Annotated in this window: 14 protein-coding genes and 1 tRNA gene; 9 read left to right on the top strand and 6 right to left on the bottom strand. The window is 64.2% G+C overall.

Annotated features, from left to right (window positions below; genetic code table 11):
- The first annotated feature begins 29 nt into the window (after nt 1-29).
- The 5 genes from FDW84_RS17665 to FDW84_RS17645 all read left to right on the top strand — a co-directional run bounded on the left by FDW84_RS17665 (nt 30) and on the right by FDW84_RS17645 (nt 7,293).
- On the top strand, nt 30-2,366 hold the full coding sequence (locus tag FDW84_RS17665) for a transglycosylase domain-containing protein (RefSeq protein WP_138610798.1): 2,337 nt from the start codon (nt 30-32) through the stop codon (nt 2,364-2,366).
- A 5-nt stretch (nt 2,367-2,371) separates the two neighbouring features.
- Nucleotides 2,372-3,316, top strand: a complete 945-nt coding sequence (locus FDW84_RS17660) for a metallophosphoesterase (protein ID WP_171046829.1) — start codon at nt 2,372-2,374, stop codon at nt 3,314-3,316.
- A gap of 135 nt (nt 3,317-3,451) precedes the next feature.
- The gene (locus FDW84_RS17655; protein WP_138610796.1) at nt 3,452-5,278 is read left to right on the top strand and encodes an ABC transporter ATP-binding protein; all 1,827 of its coding nucleotides are present in this window, start codon (nt 3,452-3,454) and stop codon (nt 5,276-5,278) included.
- Nucleotides 5,275-7,101, top strand: coding sequence for an ABC transporter ATP-binding protein (locus FDW84_RS17650; protein WP_138610795.1), 1,827 nt, complete (start codon nt 5,275-5,277; stop codon nt 7,099-7,101). Before FDW84_RS17655 ends, FDW84_RS17650 begins: the two co-directional genes overlap by 4 nt.
- A 115-nt stretch (nt 7,102-7,216) precedes the next feature.
- Nucleotides 7,217-7,293: transfer RNA gene (locus FDW84_RS17645), tRNA-Pro, on the top strand.
- A 118-nt stretch (nt 7,294-7,411) separates the two neighbouring features.
- Here the strand turns inward: FDW84_RS17645 and FDW84_RS17640 are convergent.
- Complete coding sequence (locus tag FDW84_RS17640) at nt 7,412-7,627, bottom strand: hypothetical protein (RefSeq protein ID WP_138610794.1); 216 nt, start codon at nt 7,625-7,627, stop codon at nt 7,412-7,414.
- Nucleotides 7,628-7,758: 131 nt separating this feature from the next.
- Between FDW84_RS17640 and FDW84_RS17635 the strand changes: the two genes are divergently transcribed.
- Nucleotides 7,759-9,021, top strand: a complete 1,263-nt coding sequence (locus FDW84_RS17635) for a helix-turn-helix domain-containing protein (RefSeq protein WP_138610793.1) — start codon at nt 7,759-7,761, stop codon at nt 9,019-9,021.
- A gap of 37 nt (nt 9,022-9,058) precedes the next feature.
- Here the strand turns inward: FDW84_RS17635 and FDW84_RS17630 are convergent, their stop codons facing one another.
- Both FDW84_RS17630 and purD read right to left on the bottom strand, forming a co-directional pair.
- Nucleotides 9,059-9,997, bottom strand: coding sequence for a phosphoribosylaminoimidazolesuccinocarboxamide synthase (locus FDW84_RS17630; protein WP_138610792.1), 939 nt, complete (start codon nt 9,995-9,997; stop codon nt 9,059-9,061).
- A 1-nt stretch (nt 9,998) separates the two neighbouring features.
- Nucleotides 9,999-11,309, bottom strand: a complete 1,311-nt coding sequence (gene purD / locus FDW84_RS17625; protein ID WP_138610837.1) for a phosphoribosylamine--glycine ligase — start codon at nt 11,307-11,309, stop codon at nt 9,999-10,001.
- A 98-nt stretch (nt 11,310-11,407) separates the two neighbouring features.
- Here purD and FDW84_RS17620 point away from each other — a divergent pair, with 98 nt between their 5' ends.
- The 3 genes from FDW84_RS17620 (at nt 11,408) to FDW84_RS17610 (ending at nt 14,499) form a co-directional block, all read left to right on the top strand.
- Complete coding sequence (locus FDW84_RS17620) at nt 11,408-13,000, top strand: molybdopterin-dependent oxidoreductase (protein ID WP_138610791.1); 1,593 nt, start codon at nt 11,408-11,410, stop codon at nt 12,998-13,000.
- Nucleotides 13,001-13,036: 36 nt separating this feature from the next.
- Nucleotides 13,037-14,053 (top strand): asparaginase, encoded by a 1,017-nt coding sequence (locus FDW84_RS17615; protein ID WP_138610790.1) that lies wholly within the window; start codon nt 13,037-13,039, stop codon nt 14,051-14,053.
- 68 nt (nt 14,054-14,121) lie between these two features.
- Nucleotides 14,122-14,499, top strand: a complete 378-nt coding sequence (locus FDW84_RS17610) for a sterol carrier family protein (RefSeq protein WP_138610789.1) — start codon at nt 14,122-14,124, stop codon at nt 14,497-14,499.
- 7 nt (nt 14,500-14,506) lie between these two features.
- On the opposite strand, the gene FDW84_RS17605 is transcribed toward FDW84_RS17610, so the two are convergent.
- The 3 genes from FDW84_RS17605 to FDW84_RS17595 are packed head-to-tail and all read right to left on the bottom strand — an operon-like array spanning nt 14,507 to nt 17,632.
- A complete protein-coding gene (locus FDW84_RS17605) occupies nt 14,507-15,268 on the bottom strand; it encodes an SDR family oxidoreductase (protein ID WP_138610788.1) in 762 nt (253 codons plus the stop codon).
- 41 nt (nt 15,269-15,309) lie between these two features.
- Nucleotides 15,310-16,053, bottom strand: coding sequence for an aspartate/glutamate racemase family protein (locus FDW84_RS17600; RefSeq protein WP_138610787.1), 744 nt, complete (start codon nt 16,051-16,053; stop codon nt 15,310-15,312).
- Nucleotides 16,054-16,063: 10 nt separating this feature from the next.
- Complete coding sequence (locus FDW84_RS17595; protein WP_138610786.1) at nt 16,064-17,632, bottom strand: NCS1 family nucleobase:cation symporter-1; 1,569 nt, start codon at nt 17,630-17,632, stop codon at nt 16,064-16,066.
- Nucleotides 17,633-17,939 lie beyond the last annotated feature (307 nt).

The raw sequence follows: 17,939 nt of genomic DNA, 5'->3' as shown, positions 1-17,939 counted from the left end.
GACTAGTCCTTGCCGGTAAAGTGGAAAACATGGCGACTCGTACGAACCCATTATTCGACACTGCCACCACCCTCGGTAAGATCCTTGTTTTCCTTGGCGTGAGTGCAATTTGCGGTGTCCTGGTAGCAGGCCTGCTGGTTCCGGCGGCGGCAGTTTCCGGCAGTGCGGCCAGTGGTTCGATCGAGTTTTTCGACACCCTCCCTGCTGAGCTGAAGGTGGATCCGCCCAACCAGACCACCAGGATCCTGGCGGCGGACGGCAGCGAGATCGCCAACGTCTACACGGAAAACCGCACCAAGGTTGCCCTGGACCAGATCTCGCCGTTCATGAAGGAAGCTGTCATCGCCGTCGAGGACAGCCGTTTTTATGAGCATGGCGGGGTGGACACCACCGGTATCCTCCGTGCGCTGGTCAGCACAGCCCGCGGCAACAGGCAGGGTGCCTCCACCATCACCCAGCAGTATGTGAACAACGTCCTCAACGCCAACCTCGCCGCTGAGGGCAACGAGGACCAGATCAAGCTCAACGGTGTCAACAAAGGCGTGGGCGACAAGCTCCGCGAGATGAAGCTCGCCATCGCGCTGGAAAAGGAGTTCTCCAAGGAACAGATCCTTGAGGGCTACCTGAACATCGTCTTCTTTAACCGCGACGCCTACGGGGTGGAGGCTGCCTCCAAGTTCTTCTTCAGCACCACTGCCAAGGACCTCACCCTGCCCCAGGCGGCGCTGCTGGCCGGGTTGGTGAACAGCCCGTCCGCCTTCGACCCCATCAACAATCCGGAAAGCTCCAAGCAGCGCCGCGACCTGGTTCTGACCCTGATGCGGGACCAGGGCAAAATCACCCAGGCTGATTACGAAGCCGCCGTCGCTACACCCGTGGAAACCAAGGTCACCCCGGCACGCCAGGGCTGCGCCTACGCGTCCACAGCACCCTACTTCTGCGACTACGTCCTGCATCTGCTGGAGAACAACCCCGCCTACGGCGCGGACCTTGATGAGCGGAAGCGCCTCATCTACGGCGGTGGCCTGACCATCACCACCACCCTCGACCCGAACGCCCAGGCTGCCGCCCAGGAGCAGGTCAACGCCTCCGCCGGCGCCAACCCGGACAAGTGGGGCGCTGCCCTGGTGTCCGTGCAGCCGAACTCCGGCAAGATCATTTCGATGGCGCAGAACACCACCTTCCTGCCTGCCGAGGGCTCCTTTGACTCCCAGGTGAACTTCAACGTGGACAAGCTGGACAAGGACGGCAACGACCTCAACGGCCTGGGCGGCGCCCAGCCCGGCTCCACCATGAAGCCGTTCACGTTCGCCGAGTGGCTCAACGAGGGCAAGCCCATGAACACGGTGGTGAACTCGGCCCAGCGCGTCTACCCGCTAAGCTTCCCCTGGCGCCACACCTGCGGCAAGGTGACCGGCGGCTACAGCACCGCGCAGAAGAACCAGGGCCTCGGAACAGCTGACGACCTCCAGAACGCGGAACCGCAGTGGTACCGCCCGCTGTCAGTCCTGGAGGGCCTCTACAACTCCATCAACACCGTGACCTTCGCGTCAGCAGCGCAGTTAGACTTCTGCGGCATCCAAAAGGTGGTTGACTCGGTCGGCCTCCACAGCGGCCTTCCCTCGGCAGACGGTTCCGAGCCCAATCCGAAGATCGACATGTCCCTGCTGGGCAACCTGCTTGGTTCCACGCAAACGTCCCCGCTGACCATGGCCAGCGCCTTCGCAACGTTCGCGAATGACGGGAAGTTCTGTGAAGCCATCGCTATCACGTCAGTGACGGACCAGACCGGCGCCACGCTGCCGGCCCAGTCCACAAACTGCCGCGACGCCCTCAAGCCCGAGGTTGCCCGCGGCGTGAACTACGCCCTGCAGGAAGTGCTGAACCGCGGCTCAGGGTCGCTGATCCAGCCCCGGATCTCCACCCGGACGAACTTCCCCATCGGAGCAAAGACCGGTACGTCCAATAACAACGGCTCCACCTGGGTTGTTGGCCACACCACCGGCCTTGCAACAGCCGCCTGGTTCGGCGACCCGCTGGGTGCCCAGGATCGCGCCGGCCAGAACATCACCGTGAACGGAAAGTACTACCAAGGCATTGACGGCTACATGATCGCCGGGCCCATGTTCTCGAACTTTATGTCCCGCATTGCCCCAGCCTTCGGCACGGATCCCTTCCCGGCACCGCCGGGCAACCTGCTGAACGGCGGCGCCACGCGGAACACGTCCCCCGCCACGACGGCACCTCAGGCACCGCGGGCTACACAGGCCCCGGCTCCTGCACCCTCTGCGCCGGCAGCACCCGCCCCCGCACCCCAGCCGAGCGGCAATGGCAACGGGAACGGCAACGGAAACAACGACGACTAGTGCCAATGACAGACAGCACCCTCGCCAGCCGCGCCCGAAGCATCGGGCGCGGCTTCGCCGTCACCGCCGGAACGGGAGCGGCCGCCGGAGCGGCAGCCTTCGGGTATGGCCTGTGGGAGAGAAACCAGTTTGTCCTCCGCGAGGAAATGCTCCCCATCCTGCCGTCGGGACGGAGCCCATTCCGCATCCTTCACCTGAGTGACATCCACTTCGTCCCGGGCCAGAAGCGGAAGGCGGCCTGGCTGCAGTCCCTGGCCGACCTGGAGCCGGACCTGGTGGTAAACACCGGCGATAACCTGAGCCACACGAGAGCCGTGGATCCCCTCCTGGCCGCCCTACGGCCACTGCTCGACTTTCCGGGCGTCTTCGTTCCGGGTTCCAACGACTACTTCGCGCCCAGCCTGAAAAATCCGGCCCTGTATCTGTTCGGCCCGTCGAAGGTGAAGCCGAAACCGAACCTGCTCGACTGGCCGCGGCTGCGGTCGGGTTTCGGAATGGCCGGCTGGGTGGATCTGACCAACCGCCACCAGTCCCTGGCCCTCAACGGCATGCGGTTTGATTTCTCGGGAGTGGACGATCCCCACCTGAAACGGGAAAAGTACGCCGGCTGGCCCCGCGGAACCGTAAACCAGGATGCCAGCGACCACCTCAAGGTGGCAGTCCTCCACGCGCCCTACCAGCGGGTGCTCGACCACTTCACGGAAGAAGGCGCCGACCTCCTGCTCGCGGGACATACCCACGGCGGCCAGCTGTGCATTCCCGGCTACGGCGCCGTCGTGTCCAACTGCGACCTGCCCACGTGGCGGGCAAAGGGCCTGCATGACTGGACCAGCAATGGACGTACGACGCCGGTCAACGTCTCAGGCGGCATCGGCACCTCCCGCTTCGCCCCGGTAAGGATCGCCTGCAAACCCGAAGCCGTCCTGCTGACCCTCACCTCGCCGTCCTGACGGCCCTTCTATTACGGCACGCAATAACTAGGCAAGCGTATAAAACGGCCAATTTTTCCTGTGAACCGGCTCACCTCATGGCATAGGGTAGTTGCTACGGGAAACTACATTCGTTTTAGAGCTTGAGAAGCGGGCATGGCCAGGCAAACGCAAACTTCATTTTTTCGGTCGATCAGTCGTCTCTACCCCCATGTCAGGCCCATCATTCCCCGGCTCCTGCTGGGACTGCTCTGCGCGCTCCTCGCGAGCGTGGTTGCCCTTGCCATCCCCCAGGTCCTGCGTGTCCTGATCAACGAGTCGTTGCAGCCCGGCGGCAGCACCGAAGCCATCTGGGTATCCGCCGGGATCATCCTTGTCCTGGGCATCGCAGAAGCAGGCCTGGTTGCGCTCCGCCGCCAGTTCGTCATCAACCCGGCCACCACGGTGGAAACCCGGATGCGCGTTTCCCTCTATGACCACCTCCAGGAACTGACCGTCTCCTTCCACGACAGGTGGGGTTCCGGGCAGCTCCTGTCGCGCGCCATGACAGACCTGAACTTCCTGCGCCGCTGGATGGCGTTCGGCGCCATCATGCTGGTGGTGACCACCCTCACCGTGGTCATCGGCATCGCGGTCATGTTCGCCATGAGCTGGCAGCTCGCGCTGATTTTCCTGGCCGCGGCCGTGCCCATCATGGCCTACAGCTTCCGGTTCCGGACCCGCTTCAGCAAGGTGGCCCGCCGCAGCCAGGACCAGGCGGGAGACCTGGCCACCACGGTGGAGGAATCTGTCCACGGGATCCGTGTCCTTAAGGCTTTTGGCCGCAGCCGGGAAGCATTGGACAACTTCGAAGAGCAGGCCGAAGAGCTGCGCCAAACGGAGATTGACAAGGCGCGGCACCAGGCAATGTTCACCATGGTAGTCACGTTGCTTCCGGAGCTCGCACTGGGTGCCGGCCTGGTGGTTGGCATCATGCTCTGCGCCACCGGACAGCTGAGCATCGGGGCGCTGGTGGCGTTCTTTGCAACCGCTGCCGTGATAGCTTCGCCGGTGGAATTTTCCGGGATGCTGCTGGCCATGGCACTCACTGCCAAGACCGCCGTCGATCGTCATTACGAGGTGATGGACTCAAAGAACACCATTACCAGCCCACCCAAACCCCGCCGCCCGCGCCAGCTGGCCGGAGCGCTAAAATTCCGAAACGCCACTTTCGCCTTCGAGGACGCCCCGGACAGGCCCATCCTGAAGGACATCAACCTGGAAGTCCGTCCGGGCGAAACCATGGCCCTGGTGGGAATCACGGGAAGCGGCAAGAGCGCGCTCATCCAACTGGTGCCCCGGCTCTATGACGTCACGGCGGGCTCCATCAGCATCGATGGCGTGGACCTGCGTGACTTCGATGTGGCGGAGCTCCGCCGCGTCGTAGCCGTTGCCTTCGAGGACACCACCCTGTTCTCCAGCTCGGTCCGGGACAACGTCCTGCTAGGCGCCCCGGAACGCTCTGGTGCTGTCCTGGAAGAAGCCCTGGACGTTGCGCAGGCGCACTTCGCCTATTCCCTGCCCGAGGGCCTGGACACCCTGATCGGTGAGGAAGGCCTGAGCCTGTCCGGTGGCCAGCGCCAGCGGATTGCCCTTGCGCGCGCCATCGCTGCACGCCCGCGCGTGCTCGTACTGGACGACCCGCTGTCCGCGCTGGATGTCCACACTGAGGAACTGGTGGAAGCACGGCTCCGGCAGGTACTGAAGGACACCACCACGCTGATCGTCGCCCACCGCCCGTCCACCGTGGCCCTCGCGGACCGGGTGGCGCTGCTTGAGGAAGGCAGGATTGCCGCCGTCGGAACCCACACGGAACTGCTGACCAGCAACGAGCATTACCGTTACGTCATCGCGAGCCTGGACCAGGAACCCCGGGACCTGGATTCGGAACTCTCGGATCTCAAGGAAGAGGACGATATCCGGGCAGAGGAGGCCACCCGATGAGCACCGCAGCCTTCGGCACCGCCAACGAGGACAATGCCCACCTCAGCAAGAGTGACAGCAGGGCGGTACGACGGCGGTCGCTCGCCTTGCTGCGCTCACTCATCCGGCCGGTGCGGTTGCGGTTCTGGCTGACCATCGCCACCGTCGTCCTTTCCCAGGCGGCACGCGTGGCAGGTCCGGCGCTGATCGCCTTCGGCATCGACCACGCCCTGCCTGCGCTGCAGGCGGGAAACAACGCTCCCCTGGTGTTCACGGGCGTCGCCTACCTGCTGGCGGCCATTGCGACGGCGGGGCTCACAGCCCTGTACGTCACCTCCACGGCGAAGCTGAGCCAGGCGATGCTGCTGGACCTGCGCCTGCGCGTTTTCCGCCACACCCAGCGGCTCAGCCTTGAGTTCCACGAGAAGTACACTTCCGGCAGGATCATCGCCCGGCAGACCTCCGACCTGGAGGCCCTCCGCGAACTCCTGGATTCCGGTGTGAGCTCGCTGGCCTCCGGATTGCTGTTCATGATTTTCACGGCCGTGACGGTTTTTGCCCTGGACTGGCGGAGCGGCCTGCTGGTGCTGGCCGCCGGACTGCCCATGTTCTTCCTGGCGCGCTGGTACCAGAAACATTCCCAGATTGCCTTCCGCGAGTCGCGCGTCGTGTCTGCGCGCCTGATTGTGCACTTCGTGGAGACCATGACCGGGATCCGTGCGGTCAAGGCCTTCCGCAAAGAGCGGGAAAACTCCGAGCGTTACAGCCAGCTCGCAGAGGATTACCGGCGGGTCACCGTACGGTCCATCAACCTCAACGGCATCTTCCAGCCGGGTTTGGTGCTGATCGGCAACGTCTGTGTGGCAGTGGTCCTGCTCTTCGGCGGCTTCCGCGTCCTGGACGGGGACCTGGAAGTCGGCGTGTTGCTGGCGCTCATCCTCTCCACCAAGCGGTTTTTCCACCCCGTGGACCAAATGGCCATGTTCTACAACTCGTTCCAAAGCGCGCAGGCTGCCCTCGAAAAGGTGTCGGGGCTGCTGGAGGAAGTGCCCACCGTCCGGCCGCCCAAGAACCCCGTTGCCCTTAAGAATGCCAAGGGTGCCATCGACTTCAAGAATGTGGAGTTCCGCTATGGCGACGGCCCGGTCATCGTCCCGACCCTGAAACTGCACATTCCCGCAGGCCAGACGGTTGCCCTGGTGGGCCAGACAGGTGCAGGGAAATCCACCCTGGCCAAGCTGATAGCCCGGTTCTACGACGTCACCTCCGGCTCGCTCACCCTTGACGCGGTGGACCTCCGGGACCTCGGCACCACGGACCTGCGCCATAACATCGTGATGGTCACGCAGGAGGCGTTCCTGTTCAGCGGGTCCGTTGCCGACAACATCGCGCTGGGCCGGCCAGAGGCCTCACGGGCGGAAATTGAGCAAGCGGCGAGGGCAGTAGGTGCCCACGATTTCATCATGGAACTGCCGGAAGGCTACGACACCGACGTCAACAAGCGCGGGGGGCGAGTCTCCTCCGGGCAGCGGCAGCTCATCAGTTTCGCCAGGGCTTTCCTTGCCCGCCCGGCCGTGTTGATCCTTGATGAGGCAACGTCTTCGCTGGACATCCCGTCCGAGAGGCTCGTGCAGCAAGGCCTGGCTAACCTGTTGGCCGGCACTGAAGCAGACCGCAGGACCGCACTGATCATTGCCCACCGCCTGTCCACGGTGGAAACCGCAGATAGGGTACTGGTGGTGCACGATGGCCGCATTGTGGAGGACGGCAGCCCTGCCGAACTGATTGGCGGCGGCGGACGCTTCGCCGACCTTCATGGTGCCTGGAAGGACTCACTGGTCTAACTCCAGCGGGAACGACGTTCCCGCTGGTTGGAACGCTAAGGCAGTATTGCCGCGCCAGGATTTCGCATCGGGACCCCGGATCGGCTATCCTTGTAAAGTTGCTTTTGCAGCGGATCGGGATGTAGCGCAGCTTGGTAGCGCGCTTCGTTCGGGACGAAGAGGTCGCAGGTTCAAATCCTGTCATCCCGACCATGACAAAGAGGGTCTCCTACCGGAGGCCCTCTTTTCGTTACCTCGGTGTTATTAAAAACGGATGGCCCCGGAGCTTTCGCTCCGGGGCCATCCTCGCCTCCATTGTGTGAGGAAGCTGTTACATCGGATCAGGCCAGTTGCCGGTGTAGGTAGTGTAGGTTGTGCTTCCCTTGTCCTTTGTGGGCTTGGACATGGGATCAGGCCAGTTGCCTGTCCTCGCTACAGAGACACCTTCGGTATCGGCAATGGAACCTGCGGACAGGACGGCCGGAGCCGCTGCAGAGAAAGCCAGAGCACCGGCCAGCGCCGCTGCGGTTACGATCTTCTTCAACATAATTCGGTTCCTCAATACGAGTCGGATTCGTTACAAAGCCAGCACTGCCCTTGTTGACATACATTGTAAAATGTTTTCCACAGAGGATGTCAAGCCTCTGTGCAAATACTGTCCGGGAAAGGAGGATGTTCGTGGGCAACGGATTCGGGGAGAAGCTCCGGGCGGAGCGGCTGGAACGCGGGTTGACGCAGGCTGAGCTCGGCAAGGACCTCTACTCCCCCAGCTACATCTCATTGCTTGAGACGGGCCGTAGGGAGCCGACCGCGGAGGTGATCGACGAACTCGCTAAAAGGCTGGAGCTGGCGCCAAAGGCATTGGAAGCCTGGAGCCAGCCGATTACCGTCAGCGACGCCGAATATGTTCTTGCGGGGCTTTATGCCCGCCAAGCATGGGACCTCAGGGATTATCCTCTTGCGGCAAGCCATGCAGCAACAGCTGCAAGAATTGCCCTCGAAGGCAAGAACACCAGTGCGTGGTGGAACATGTCCTACATGCAGGCGGAATGTCTCATGAAGCATGGCGATCTGCAGGAGTGCCGGGAAATCATCCAGCGCCTGCTGGAGCATCCTATGGCCACAGAATCAGTAGGGCTCGGTGTTCGTGCCCGCCAAATGCTGGCCACCGTATGCCAGCGCCAGGGGCAATTGTCGGCGGCCGTGAACCACGCACAGGAAGCGATGCAACTGTCCCGGCAGCTGCCAAAAAGTTCCACGATTATCATTGGCGCACTCCGGGTACTCATTGGCGCCTTAGCTGAAAGCGGCCGACTGGATGAAGCGTGGGCTTCCTGCCAGGATCTGCTCGCGCAGGTGGATGAAAGCTCAATGTCCCAGCTCGCCGGCGAGGTTGCGTGGGTGGTCGGCAATGTCGCCTTCATGCGGCATGACTACACAGAGGGAGTCAGGCACCACGAACGCGCCGCCCGGCTGCTCTCCCCAGCGAACGACATCGAACTGTGGGCCCGGTTCAACAAGGCCTCGGCAGCCGTGCGGTTGTCGTCGGGAATTGTTGAACCAGAAACCCTTTCGTCCATCGAGCGGGCAGAGCTGGCCTTCTCCATCGTCGGCGGGACAAAGAGTGATGAGCTGGAGGTTGCCTTCATCCGGGCACGGTGGCTGTACCTCACCGGGGACATCGTTGCCGCCGTCGAAAAACTCCGCGAGATCCATGCGGAGCGGGCGTCACTGGCCAAGCACACGGCAGGCGAGGTCTCGCTGCTGCTGGGCAAATCCCTCAAAGCCGCGGGTGAACCCGAGGAAGCCCTGGTGCACCTGGAGGAAGCGCAGAAAGCCTTCAGTGCGGCAGGAGCAGCTGACCGCGTCCAACAGGCACTGGACGCGGTCCTGGAGATAAAACTGGCCCAAAAGCGCGCCGCCGCTACCAAAGCCAGCTAAGCAAGACGCCGTCCGCCGGGAGCAGCTGGGGCTCCCGTCAGGCGAAAGTTTTCCCGGTGAGCTTCTCGTAGGCCTCGACGTAGCGGCTGCGGGTGAGGGCAACCACCTCGGCAGGCAACGCCGGCGGAGGAGTATCCAAAGACTTATCCCAGCCCGACTCGGCCGATGTGAGCCAGTCCCGTACGTACTGCTTGTCATAGGAAGGCTGTGCCCGGCCCGGCTGGTAGGTGGCAGCATCCCAGAACCGTGAGGAATCCGGCGTCAGCACTTCATCCCCCAGCGTGATGGATCCGGAGACCGGGTCATAACCGAACTCCACCTTCGTATCCGCAAGGATGATCCCGCGCTCGCGCGCAATCTTTTCGGCAGTGGTGTAGATCTCCAGCGTGAGCTCGCTCAGCCGTGCGGCAATGTCGTCACCCACCATCGCCACCACAGCGTCATAGGTAATGTTCTCGTCATGCTCGCCCACCTCAGCCTTGGCAGACGGAGTGAAGATGGGGTGCTCCAGCCGCGAACCGTCCACCAGGCCTTCCGGCAGGGGGATGCTGCACACTGTCCCCGAGGACCGGTACTCCTGCAGGCCTGAGCCGGTGAGATAGCCGCGGGCGATGCATTCCACCGGGAACATATCAAGCTTCTTGCAGATCATGGCGCGGCCCTCAACCTCGGCCGGCACGCCGTCCTCCACGGTGGAACCCAGCACATGGTGTTCCACGTCCAGCTGGTCAAACCACCACAGGCTCAGCTGGGTCAGGATGCGTCCCTTGTCCGGGATCTCGCTGGAGAGGACGTGGTCGAACGCACTGATCCGGTCGCTGGCAACCACCAGTACGCAGTCCTGGCCGACCCGCCGCACTATGGCCTCATCAGCCGGCTCATAGAGGTCCCTGACTTTCCCGGAGTAGACGTGTGTCCATCCCGGCAGGTCAAGGGTCCTGGTGCTGAAGCCGCGGGGTGCTGGAGTTTCGCTCATGCTAGGCCTTCGTCTTGTTCTGGGAGAGGGCGGCGCCGGAGGGAACCTTGATCTCTCCGCGAGCGGCCTTGCCGCCGATGTCACTGCGGAACTGCGAGCCCTCAAGCTGCACCAGTTCCACGCCGTCGTACGCTTTTTCGCGCGCCTCAACCAGGTCGCTGCCCAGCGCGACGACGGCAAGCACCCGGCCGCCGGCGGACACCACTTTGCCGTCCTCGTCGAAGGCGGTACCGGCGTGGATGACGTGCACGCCCTCCAGCTCCTCCACCTTCTTGAGTCCCCGGATGCGGTCCCCGGTACGCGGGGTGTCAGGGTAATTTTCGGCGGCTACGACGACGGCGACAGCAGTTTCCTTCGTCCAGCGCAGCTCTTCTGCCTTGTCCAGTTCGCTCTTGGCGGCCGCGAGCAGCAGGGCCCCGAGCGGAGTCTTAAGCCGCGCCAGGACGGCCTGGGTTTCGGGATCGCCGAAGCGGACGTTGAATTCGATCACGCGGGTGCCGCGCGAGGTAAGTGCCAGCCCCACAAACAGGACGCCGACGAACGGGGTGCCGCGGCGGGCCATTTCGTTGACGGTGGGCTGCGCCACCCGGTCAAGGACTTCCTGGACCAGGCCTTCCGGCGCCCACTCCAGCGGGGTGTACGCGCCCATGCCGCCGGTATTGGGCCCCTCGTCATTGTCGAAGATCCGCTTGAAGTCCTGGGCAGGTGAGAGCGCAACGGTGTTGTGGCCGTCGCAGAGGACGAAGAGGGAGACCTCGGGTCCGTCCAGGAACTCCTCGATCACCACGGAGCCGCCTGCATCAAAGCAGGACTGGGCGTGGGCCAGGGCTTCCTCCCGGTCTTTCGTAACCACCACGCCCTTGCCGGCGGCAAGTCCATCATCCTTTACCACGTAGGGTGCGCCGAAGGTGTCCAGCGCAGACTCGGCTTCCTCGGCGTTGCCGGCAACCATTGCCATGGCCGTGGGAACGCCGGCCTCCGCCATGATTTCTTTGGCGAACGCCTTGGAGGCCTCAAGCTGGGCGGCGGCTTTGCTGGGGCCGAACACCGGGATACCCGCTTCACGGACGGCGTCGGACACGCCTGCCGCCAGCGGCGCCTCGGGGCCTACCACCACCAGGTCAACGGTCAGCTTGGTGGCCAGCGCGGCTACGGCCTGGGGATCATTGGCATTGATCTTATGGGTGGGAACCAGCTTGCTGATGCCGGCGTTTCCAGGAGCTGCGTGGACCTCGGACACGTTGGGGTCTGCGAGCAGGGAGCGGACAATGGCGTGTTCGCGGCCTCCGGGGCCAATGACGAGTACCTTCACAGTCTCCAAGGGTACTTTGTGCACCCTGCCCGCTCCTAAGCTGTGTCTTTCCCAGTCAGCGCATCAATCCGGGAGCCCGCCCGTTCCGAATCCTCTTTATGAAGAAGATGACGGACTGGCTCAAAGGACCCGCGGCGATGGCTGCATTGGCAGGCGTGGTGGCGGCCGCCGTCGTCCTTGCCGTGGCCGAACTGCTCGGAGCGTTCTTCACTGCCCGCGCCACTCCATTGATCGCTCTGGGGTCCACCTTCATCGACTTCACGCCGTCCTGGCTGAAGGACTTCGCCATCGCCACGTTCGGCACCAATGACAAGGCGGCGCTCTTCGTGGGCATGGGCCTGACGATTGCCGTGCTGGCCTGCGTACTGGGGGTCGTGGCGTACCGGCGGTGGACGTGGGGCGTGCTGGGGGTCCTGTTCATGGGCGCCGTCATTGTGGCCAGCGTGGTCACGCGGGCGGGGGTCGGAGCCATGGACGCCATCCCATCGGTGGTGGGAACCTTCGCCGGGCTGCTGGTGCTTCGCCTGCTGGTGGCCAGGATCCGGGGCGTGCAGGCGTGGCCGGAAGCGCCGGCCAGCGCCGCCGTTGACGCCGACCCCATGGAAGACAATCCCCGTAAGGGGGCAAGCCGCCGCCGCTTTTTCGCGGCTGCAGGAATCACCGCCGCCGCGGCTGGCCTGGCCGCTACAGGCGGAAGGCTGCTGGGTGCAGCCCGCAGCAACATTCTCCAGGCCCGCGATGCGCTGCAGCTCCCCGTCCCGGCCAGGTGGGCTCCGGCTGTTCCGGCGGGGGTCCAGTCACCCGTGCCGGGAGTTACGCCGTGGCTGACGCCGAACGGTGAGTTCTACCGCATCGATACCGCGCTCAGCGTGCCGGAGATCGACGTGGACAATTGGGAGCTCCGCCTGCACGGCATGGTTGAGGAGGAGGTACGCCTCACCTTCCAGGACCTGCTCGACGCCGAGCTGATCGAGTCCCATGTCACGCTTACCTGTGTGTCCAATCCCGTGGGCGGAAACCTGGCGGGCAACGCGAAATGGCTGGGCCTGCCCCTCCGCGAAGTATTGAAGCGGGCCAGGCCGAAGGATGGGGCGGACATGGTGCTCTCCACCTCGATAGACGGCTTCAGCGCCTCCACTCCCCTGGAGGTTTTGCAGGACGACCGGGACGCCATGCTGGCTATCGGCATGAACGGCGAGCCGCTGCCGCTGGAGCACGGCTATCCCGTGCGGATGGTGGTCCCCGGCCTTTACGGTTTTGTTTCCGCCACCAAATGGGTAGTTGACCTCGAAGTGACCCGATTCGCCGACAGCAAGGCGTACTGGACCGAGCGCGGCTGGTCCGAGCGCGGGCCGATCAAGACCATGGCCCGGGTGGACGTGCCCAAGTCCTTCGCAAAGGTGCCCGCCGGGACAGTTGCCGTGGGTGGGACGGCCTGGGCCCAGACGCGCGGCATCTCCAAAGTGGAGGTCCAGGTGGACGACGGCGAGTGGATGGAGGCGGATCTCTCCGCAGAGGCTTCACTGGTTACCTGGCGGCAATGGTCCTTCCAGTGGGAGGCCGCTCCCGGGCAGCATTACCTCAAGGTCCGGGCTACGGACGGCACGGGCGAGGTGCAGACGGACCAGCGGGCTGACCCGGTTCCCAACGGTGCGTCCGGCTGGCAATCCGTCATGGTGACCGTCCAGTAGCGCGGCATTCCAAAGGGCGGCCCCTAGACTGGCACCATGCCGCACAACCCGCATGCCACCTTTACCGTCGACTCCGCAGTGGAACTGGCCGTGATTGAACGGAGCGGTTTCGTGGAGTCGCGGCACATCGGATCTGCCGTGCTCCTTGCAGCGGACGGATCCGTGGTCACCGAACTTGGTGACGTCACCACCCCCATCTACGCCAGGTCCACCCTCAAGCCGTTCCAGGCCCTGGCCGCCATGCAGTCCGGGGTTCCGCTGCGCGGAGCCCAGGTGGCCGTGGCCTGCGGCAGCCACACCGGATCGCTTGACCACATGGACGTGGTTGCCGGGATGCTCAAAGCGGCAGGGGTGCGCGAGGACCAGCTGCAGTGCCCGGAGGCCTGGCCGCAGGACGAGACGGCCCGCAACTGGCTGGTGCGGTCGGAAAATGGCAAGTCCCGACTGGCCTACAACTGTTCCGGCAAGCACGCTGCTTTCCTCTGGGCCTGCACCGAGAACGGTTGGGATACCCACAGCTACCTGGAACCCAACCATCCGCTGCAGCAGCGTGTCCGCACCGTGATTGAGGAATACACGGGCGAGAAGATCGCCCATTTGGGCGTTGACGGCTGCGGGGCGCCCGTGGCGGCGGTGTCCCTCAAGGGCCTGGCGAGGGGGTATTCACAGCTGGCGAAAGCTCCGGGCGACCAGAGTTTCAGCGCCCGCGCTGCCACCATTGCCACCTCCATGCTGGACTATCCCTGGGCGGTGCAGGGCATCGGCGAAGCGAACACTCTGGTCATGGACGAGCTGGAAATCATTGCCAAGATCGGTGCAGAAGGTGTCCTGGTGATGGCCACGGCGCAGGGTGTTTCAGTGGCAGTGAAGATTCTGGACGGCAACGTGCGTGCAACCTCGCTCGTGGCTTTGACCCTGCTGGCAGCGGCGGGTGCGGCGGACATTCAGGGCGTTGCCAGTGTCCTCGAAAAAGTGGTTGAGCCTGTCATGGGCGGGGGCAGGCCGGTGGGCAGGATCCGGCTTGGCCCGGCTGTTTCGGCGCTGCTGGACTAGCGGATCCTGCACACTGCTAATCTGGTTGCCTTTGCCGCCCGCATCCCTGAGTGAAAGAAGCCGGAACCATGGCTGTTGCCCGTCGCCGCATCGACCCGGAGGAAGGCGCCGCCGCTCTCGCCGTGTGGCGGGAAGCCGCTGCGCCGCCGTCGGACATCCCCGTTCCGCGCGCCGTGCTCGCAACCGCTGTGCGCTACACGCTGGAGGAAGTGACGGCGCGCGCGCCCGGCAACTCCGTGGAGGTACGGGTGCCGCCCTTCGGCGTCACGCAGTGCGTGGAGGGGCCGCGGCACACGCGCGGAACGCCGCCCAACGTCATTGAGTGCGACGCCGCCACATGGCTCGGGATGGTGACCGGCCAGCTGGGCTGGGCGGAGGCTGTCGCTGCCGGCAAGGTGGCGGCCTCGGGGCTGCGGGCAGACCTCTCGTCGCTGCTGCCCCTTTAGTCCCGCTTTAGCCGCGGCCGATAAAGGGCATGCCGGCGGCGGTCACCACCACGGAACCGACGCTGGCGGACGGCGGCATGTTGGCCATCATGAGCACCGCACGGGCGGCGTCCTCCACGGGGAAGGTGGGTTCAACCCGGCGGCTGCCGTCAGCCTGGAGCGCACCCGCACCAACACCGATTTCGTCCATGATTCCCGTTGCCGTGTTGCCGATGTCGATCTGCCCGCAGGTAATGCCAAAGCCCCGGCCATCCAGCTCGATGCTTTTGGTCAGCCCGGTCATGGCGTGCTTGGTCACGGCGTAAGCCACCGTCCGGGGCCGGGGCGAGTGCGCCGAGATGGAGCCGTTGTTGATGATCCGCCCGCCCTGCGGCTGCTGCGCCTTCATGGTCCTGACGGCGGCCGCCGCACACAGCATGGATCCGGTGAGGTTCACCGCCACGGTGGCGTCCCAGTCCGCCAGCGAGATTTCATCCACGCTGGCGGCCGGGCCAAATACACCTGCATTGTTGAACAGCAGGTCCACCCTCCCCCACCTTTGGCGGGCGGACTCGAAAAGGTGCTCGACGTCGTCGGGCCGGGTGACATCGCAGGTGACCGGAAGCGCGCGGGGATGCCCGTCCGCCGTCTCCACCAGCTGCGCCTCACGCCGACCGGCAAGGGCAACGCCGTAGCCGTCGGCCAGAAGCAGGCGGGCCACCGCCCGGCCAATGCCGGAACCCGCTCCGGTAACCACCGCCACGCGCGCCGGCGTTTTGGGACTGTTCACACGGTTCTCCTCGTACTGATGCCGATGCCCTGGCCCAGCAGCTAGAGCGAAGCCTGCACGGCGGGACTGTTCAGCGGCCAGCCTATGACGGTCTTGGGCCGCGGCGCAGCATAGGTCCGGACCTTGGAGGTGGACAGGCGCATGCGCACCAGGGACTCGGCGATCGCGACGGCGGACGCCACACCGTCCACCACGGGTACTCCGGCCCGCTGCCGGATCTGCTCGTCCAGGCCCGCCATGCCTCCGCAACCCAGCACGATCACTTCGGCTTTGTCCTGGTTGACGGCCTGCATCGCCTGGCCGATTATGGCCTCCACCGCACGTTCCGGTTCCTCCTCGAGCTCCAGGACGGCCATGCCGCTGGCCCGGACGGAGGCGCACCTGGCATCCAGCCCTGCCAGCTTGAGGCGGTCCTCAATCAGCGGCACGGTCCGGTCCAGGGTGGTGACTACCGAATACTTGTGGCCCAGGAACATGGCCGTGCTGGCGGCGGCCTCGGTGATGTCCACCACCGGAACGTCCAGCAGTTCCTGCAGTCCCTCCCGTCCGTGCTCGCCGTAGCCCGCCTGGACGACGGCGTCGAACGGGTCAGGGTAGGAGGTCACGGCGTCCATCACGGCGATGGCTGCCAGGTAGCTCTCGAAATTGCCTTCACAGGAGTCGGCGCCGAAGCGCGGTGTGATGCCCACGATTTCCGTCCCGGGCGCCGCAATGCTGCGGGCCTGCGCGGCGATGGACTCCGTCATGGAGGCGGTGGTATTGACGTTCGCAACGAGTATGCGCATTGGGCTTTCCTTAGTGGGTGCTGGCGACGGCGATGGTCTCGCCGTCGCGGTCTTCGAGACGCTGCGAGCGGTCGGCGACGAAGAAGTACACCACGGCCGCGATGCCGGCCGCGAAGAACCAGGCGAAGGGTGCTGCCGGGGCCAGGGCGGGGACAAACGCGATGAGGAGAGCCAGGACGGCTGCCGGCACCATGGCAATGATTGCCCTGGGGTTGACGCCGTTCCTGTAGTGGTAGGCACCTTCCGGGGAGGCGGTGTACAGCTCGGGGACGTTGACCTTGCCGCGGCGGATCAGCCAGTAGTCAGCCATCACGACGCCGAACAGCGGGCCGAGCAGGGCACCGAGGCCGCCGAGGAAGTACACGATGACCAAGGGGTTGTTGTAGAGGTTCCACGGCAGGATGACCAGCCCGATGACGGCGCTGATGATCGCCGCCCTGCGGAAGTTCAGGTGCTTGGGGATCAGGTTGGTCAGGGCGTAGACGGGGGCCACGAAGTTGGCCATGAGGTTCACCGCGATGGTGAGGATCAATAGGGCCAGGCATGCGAGGACCAGGAACAGCGTGTTGGGGATGGTTTGGACTATGTCCGAGGGGCTTTCAATGATGGTGCCGTTGATCTTGAACTGTCCGCCTGCCATGACGACGACGATGGCGCCGAAAACGAGCATGTTGATGGGGATGCCCCAGAAGTTGCCCCGGACCACTGCCTTCTTCGAGACGGCGGAGCGGGTGAAGTCGCAGAAGTTCAGGACAAAGGTGCCGTAGATAGAGACCCAGAGGGCACCGCCGGCGAAGATGGTTAGCCACATTTCGGGACCTTCAAGGGCATTGTTTGAGGACCAGGCGATTGAGCCGCCCGCCTCCATAAAGATCCAGATGGCGATGGCCGCCATGGTGGCCAGGATGACGGGTCCGGCGAAGGCCTCGTACTTGCGGATCATCTCCATTCCGAAGCTGACGATCACCAGCTGTACAACCCAGAGAATAACGAATGCGATCCAGCCGAGGGTGGAGAGTCCGAGGATGGAGTCCTTGTCCAGCCCGGCGAGGGCCGGGAACATTGCCACGAGCATGACCCGGAAGACAACAGACGCCAGGTAAGTCTGGATGCCGAACCAGGCGATGGCGACGGCGCCGCGGAGCAGGCTGGCAATTTGGGCGCCGCGGATTCCGAAGCTGATCCGGCTCATCACCGGAAAGGGAACACCGGTCTTGACGCCCATGAAACCGGAAAGGTTCAGGAGGCCGAACAGCAGCGCAGCCCCAATGCCCAGCGCGAGCAGGATCTGCCAGCCCCCGAGTCCGAGGGCGAACAGTCCGATGGCGAAGGCATAGTTGCCGAGGCTGTGGACGTCGTTGGCCCAGAGGGTGAAGATGCTGTAGCCGGACCAGCTGCGGCCGGCACGTTTGGTGGGGGCAAGGTCCGCGTTGTAAAGCGTGGGACTGATGTCTTGGCCTGATGCTGCGCTGGCTGATGCACAGATATCTTCAACACTGGCGGACTGGTGGCCAGGAACAACCGACTTCACTGTCGGGTCCTGGATCGCGTCAACGCCGACCTGGGGAGGGGTCTGCATAATGCGTCTCAATTCTGGAGGGGATTCCGCGGTGGTGAGACCGGCGAGCCGCCGTTTCTGTTATTCCACATCGCGAAATCAAGATATTGAATAGTGGAACAACTGTATGACCTGGATCACTGAGGGTCAAGGGCCGGGAGGTCTGTCGCCAGTCACAAACGGCATGTTCCAGGCATCGCGAGCATTTGGCAGGCAACGCGCGGCTGCCTGTTTGACCGGCGATCCCGAGGCTAGCTAATCTCGGAGAGCGATAATTTATTCTCGAAACATGAAAACTGCCCAGGATTCAAAGACGAAAAGAGGCTGC

This window comes from Pseudarthrobacter sp. NamE5, assembly GCF_005796225.1.
In the GTDB taxonomy this organism is placed as follows: domain Bacteria; phylum Actinomycetota; class Actinomycetes; order Actinomycetales; family Micrococcaceae; genus Arthrobacter.
The sequence above is the reverse complement of the archived record's forward strand: the minus strand, read 5'-3'. Positions and strand labels throughout refer to the sequence as shown.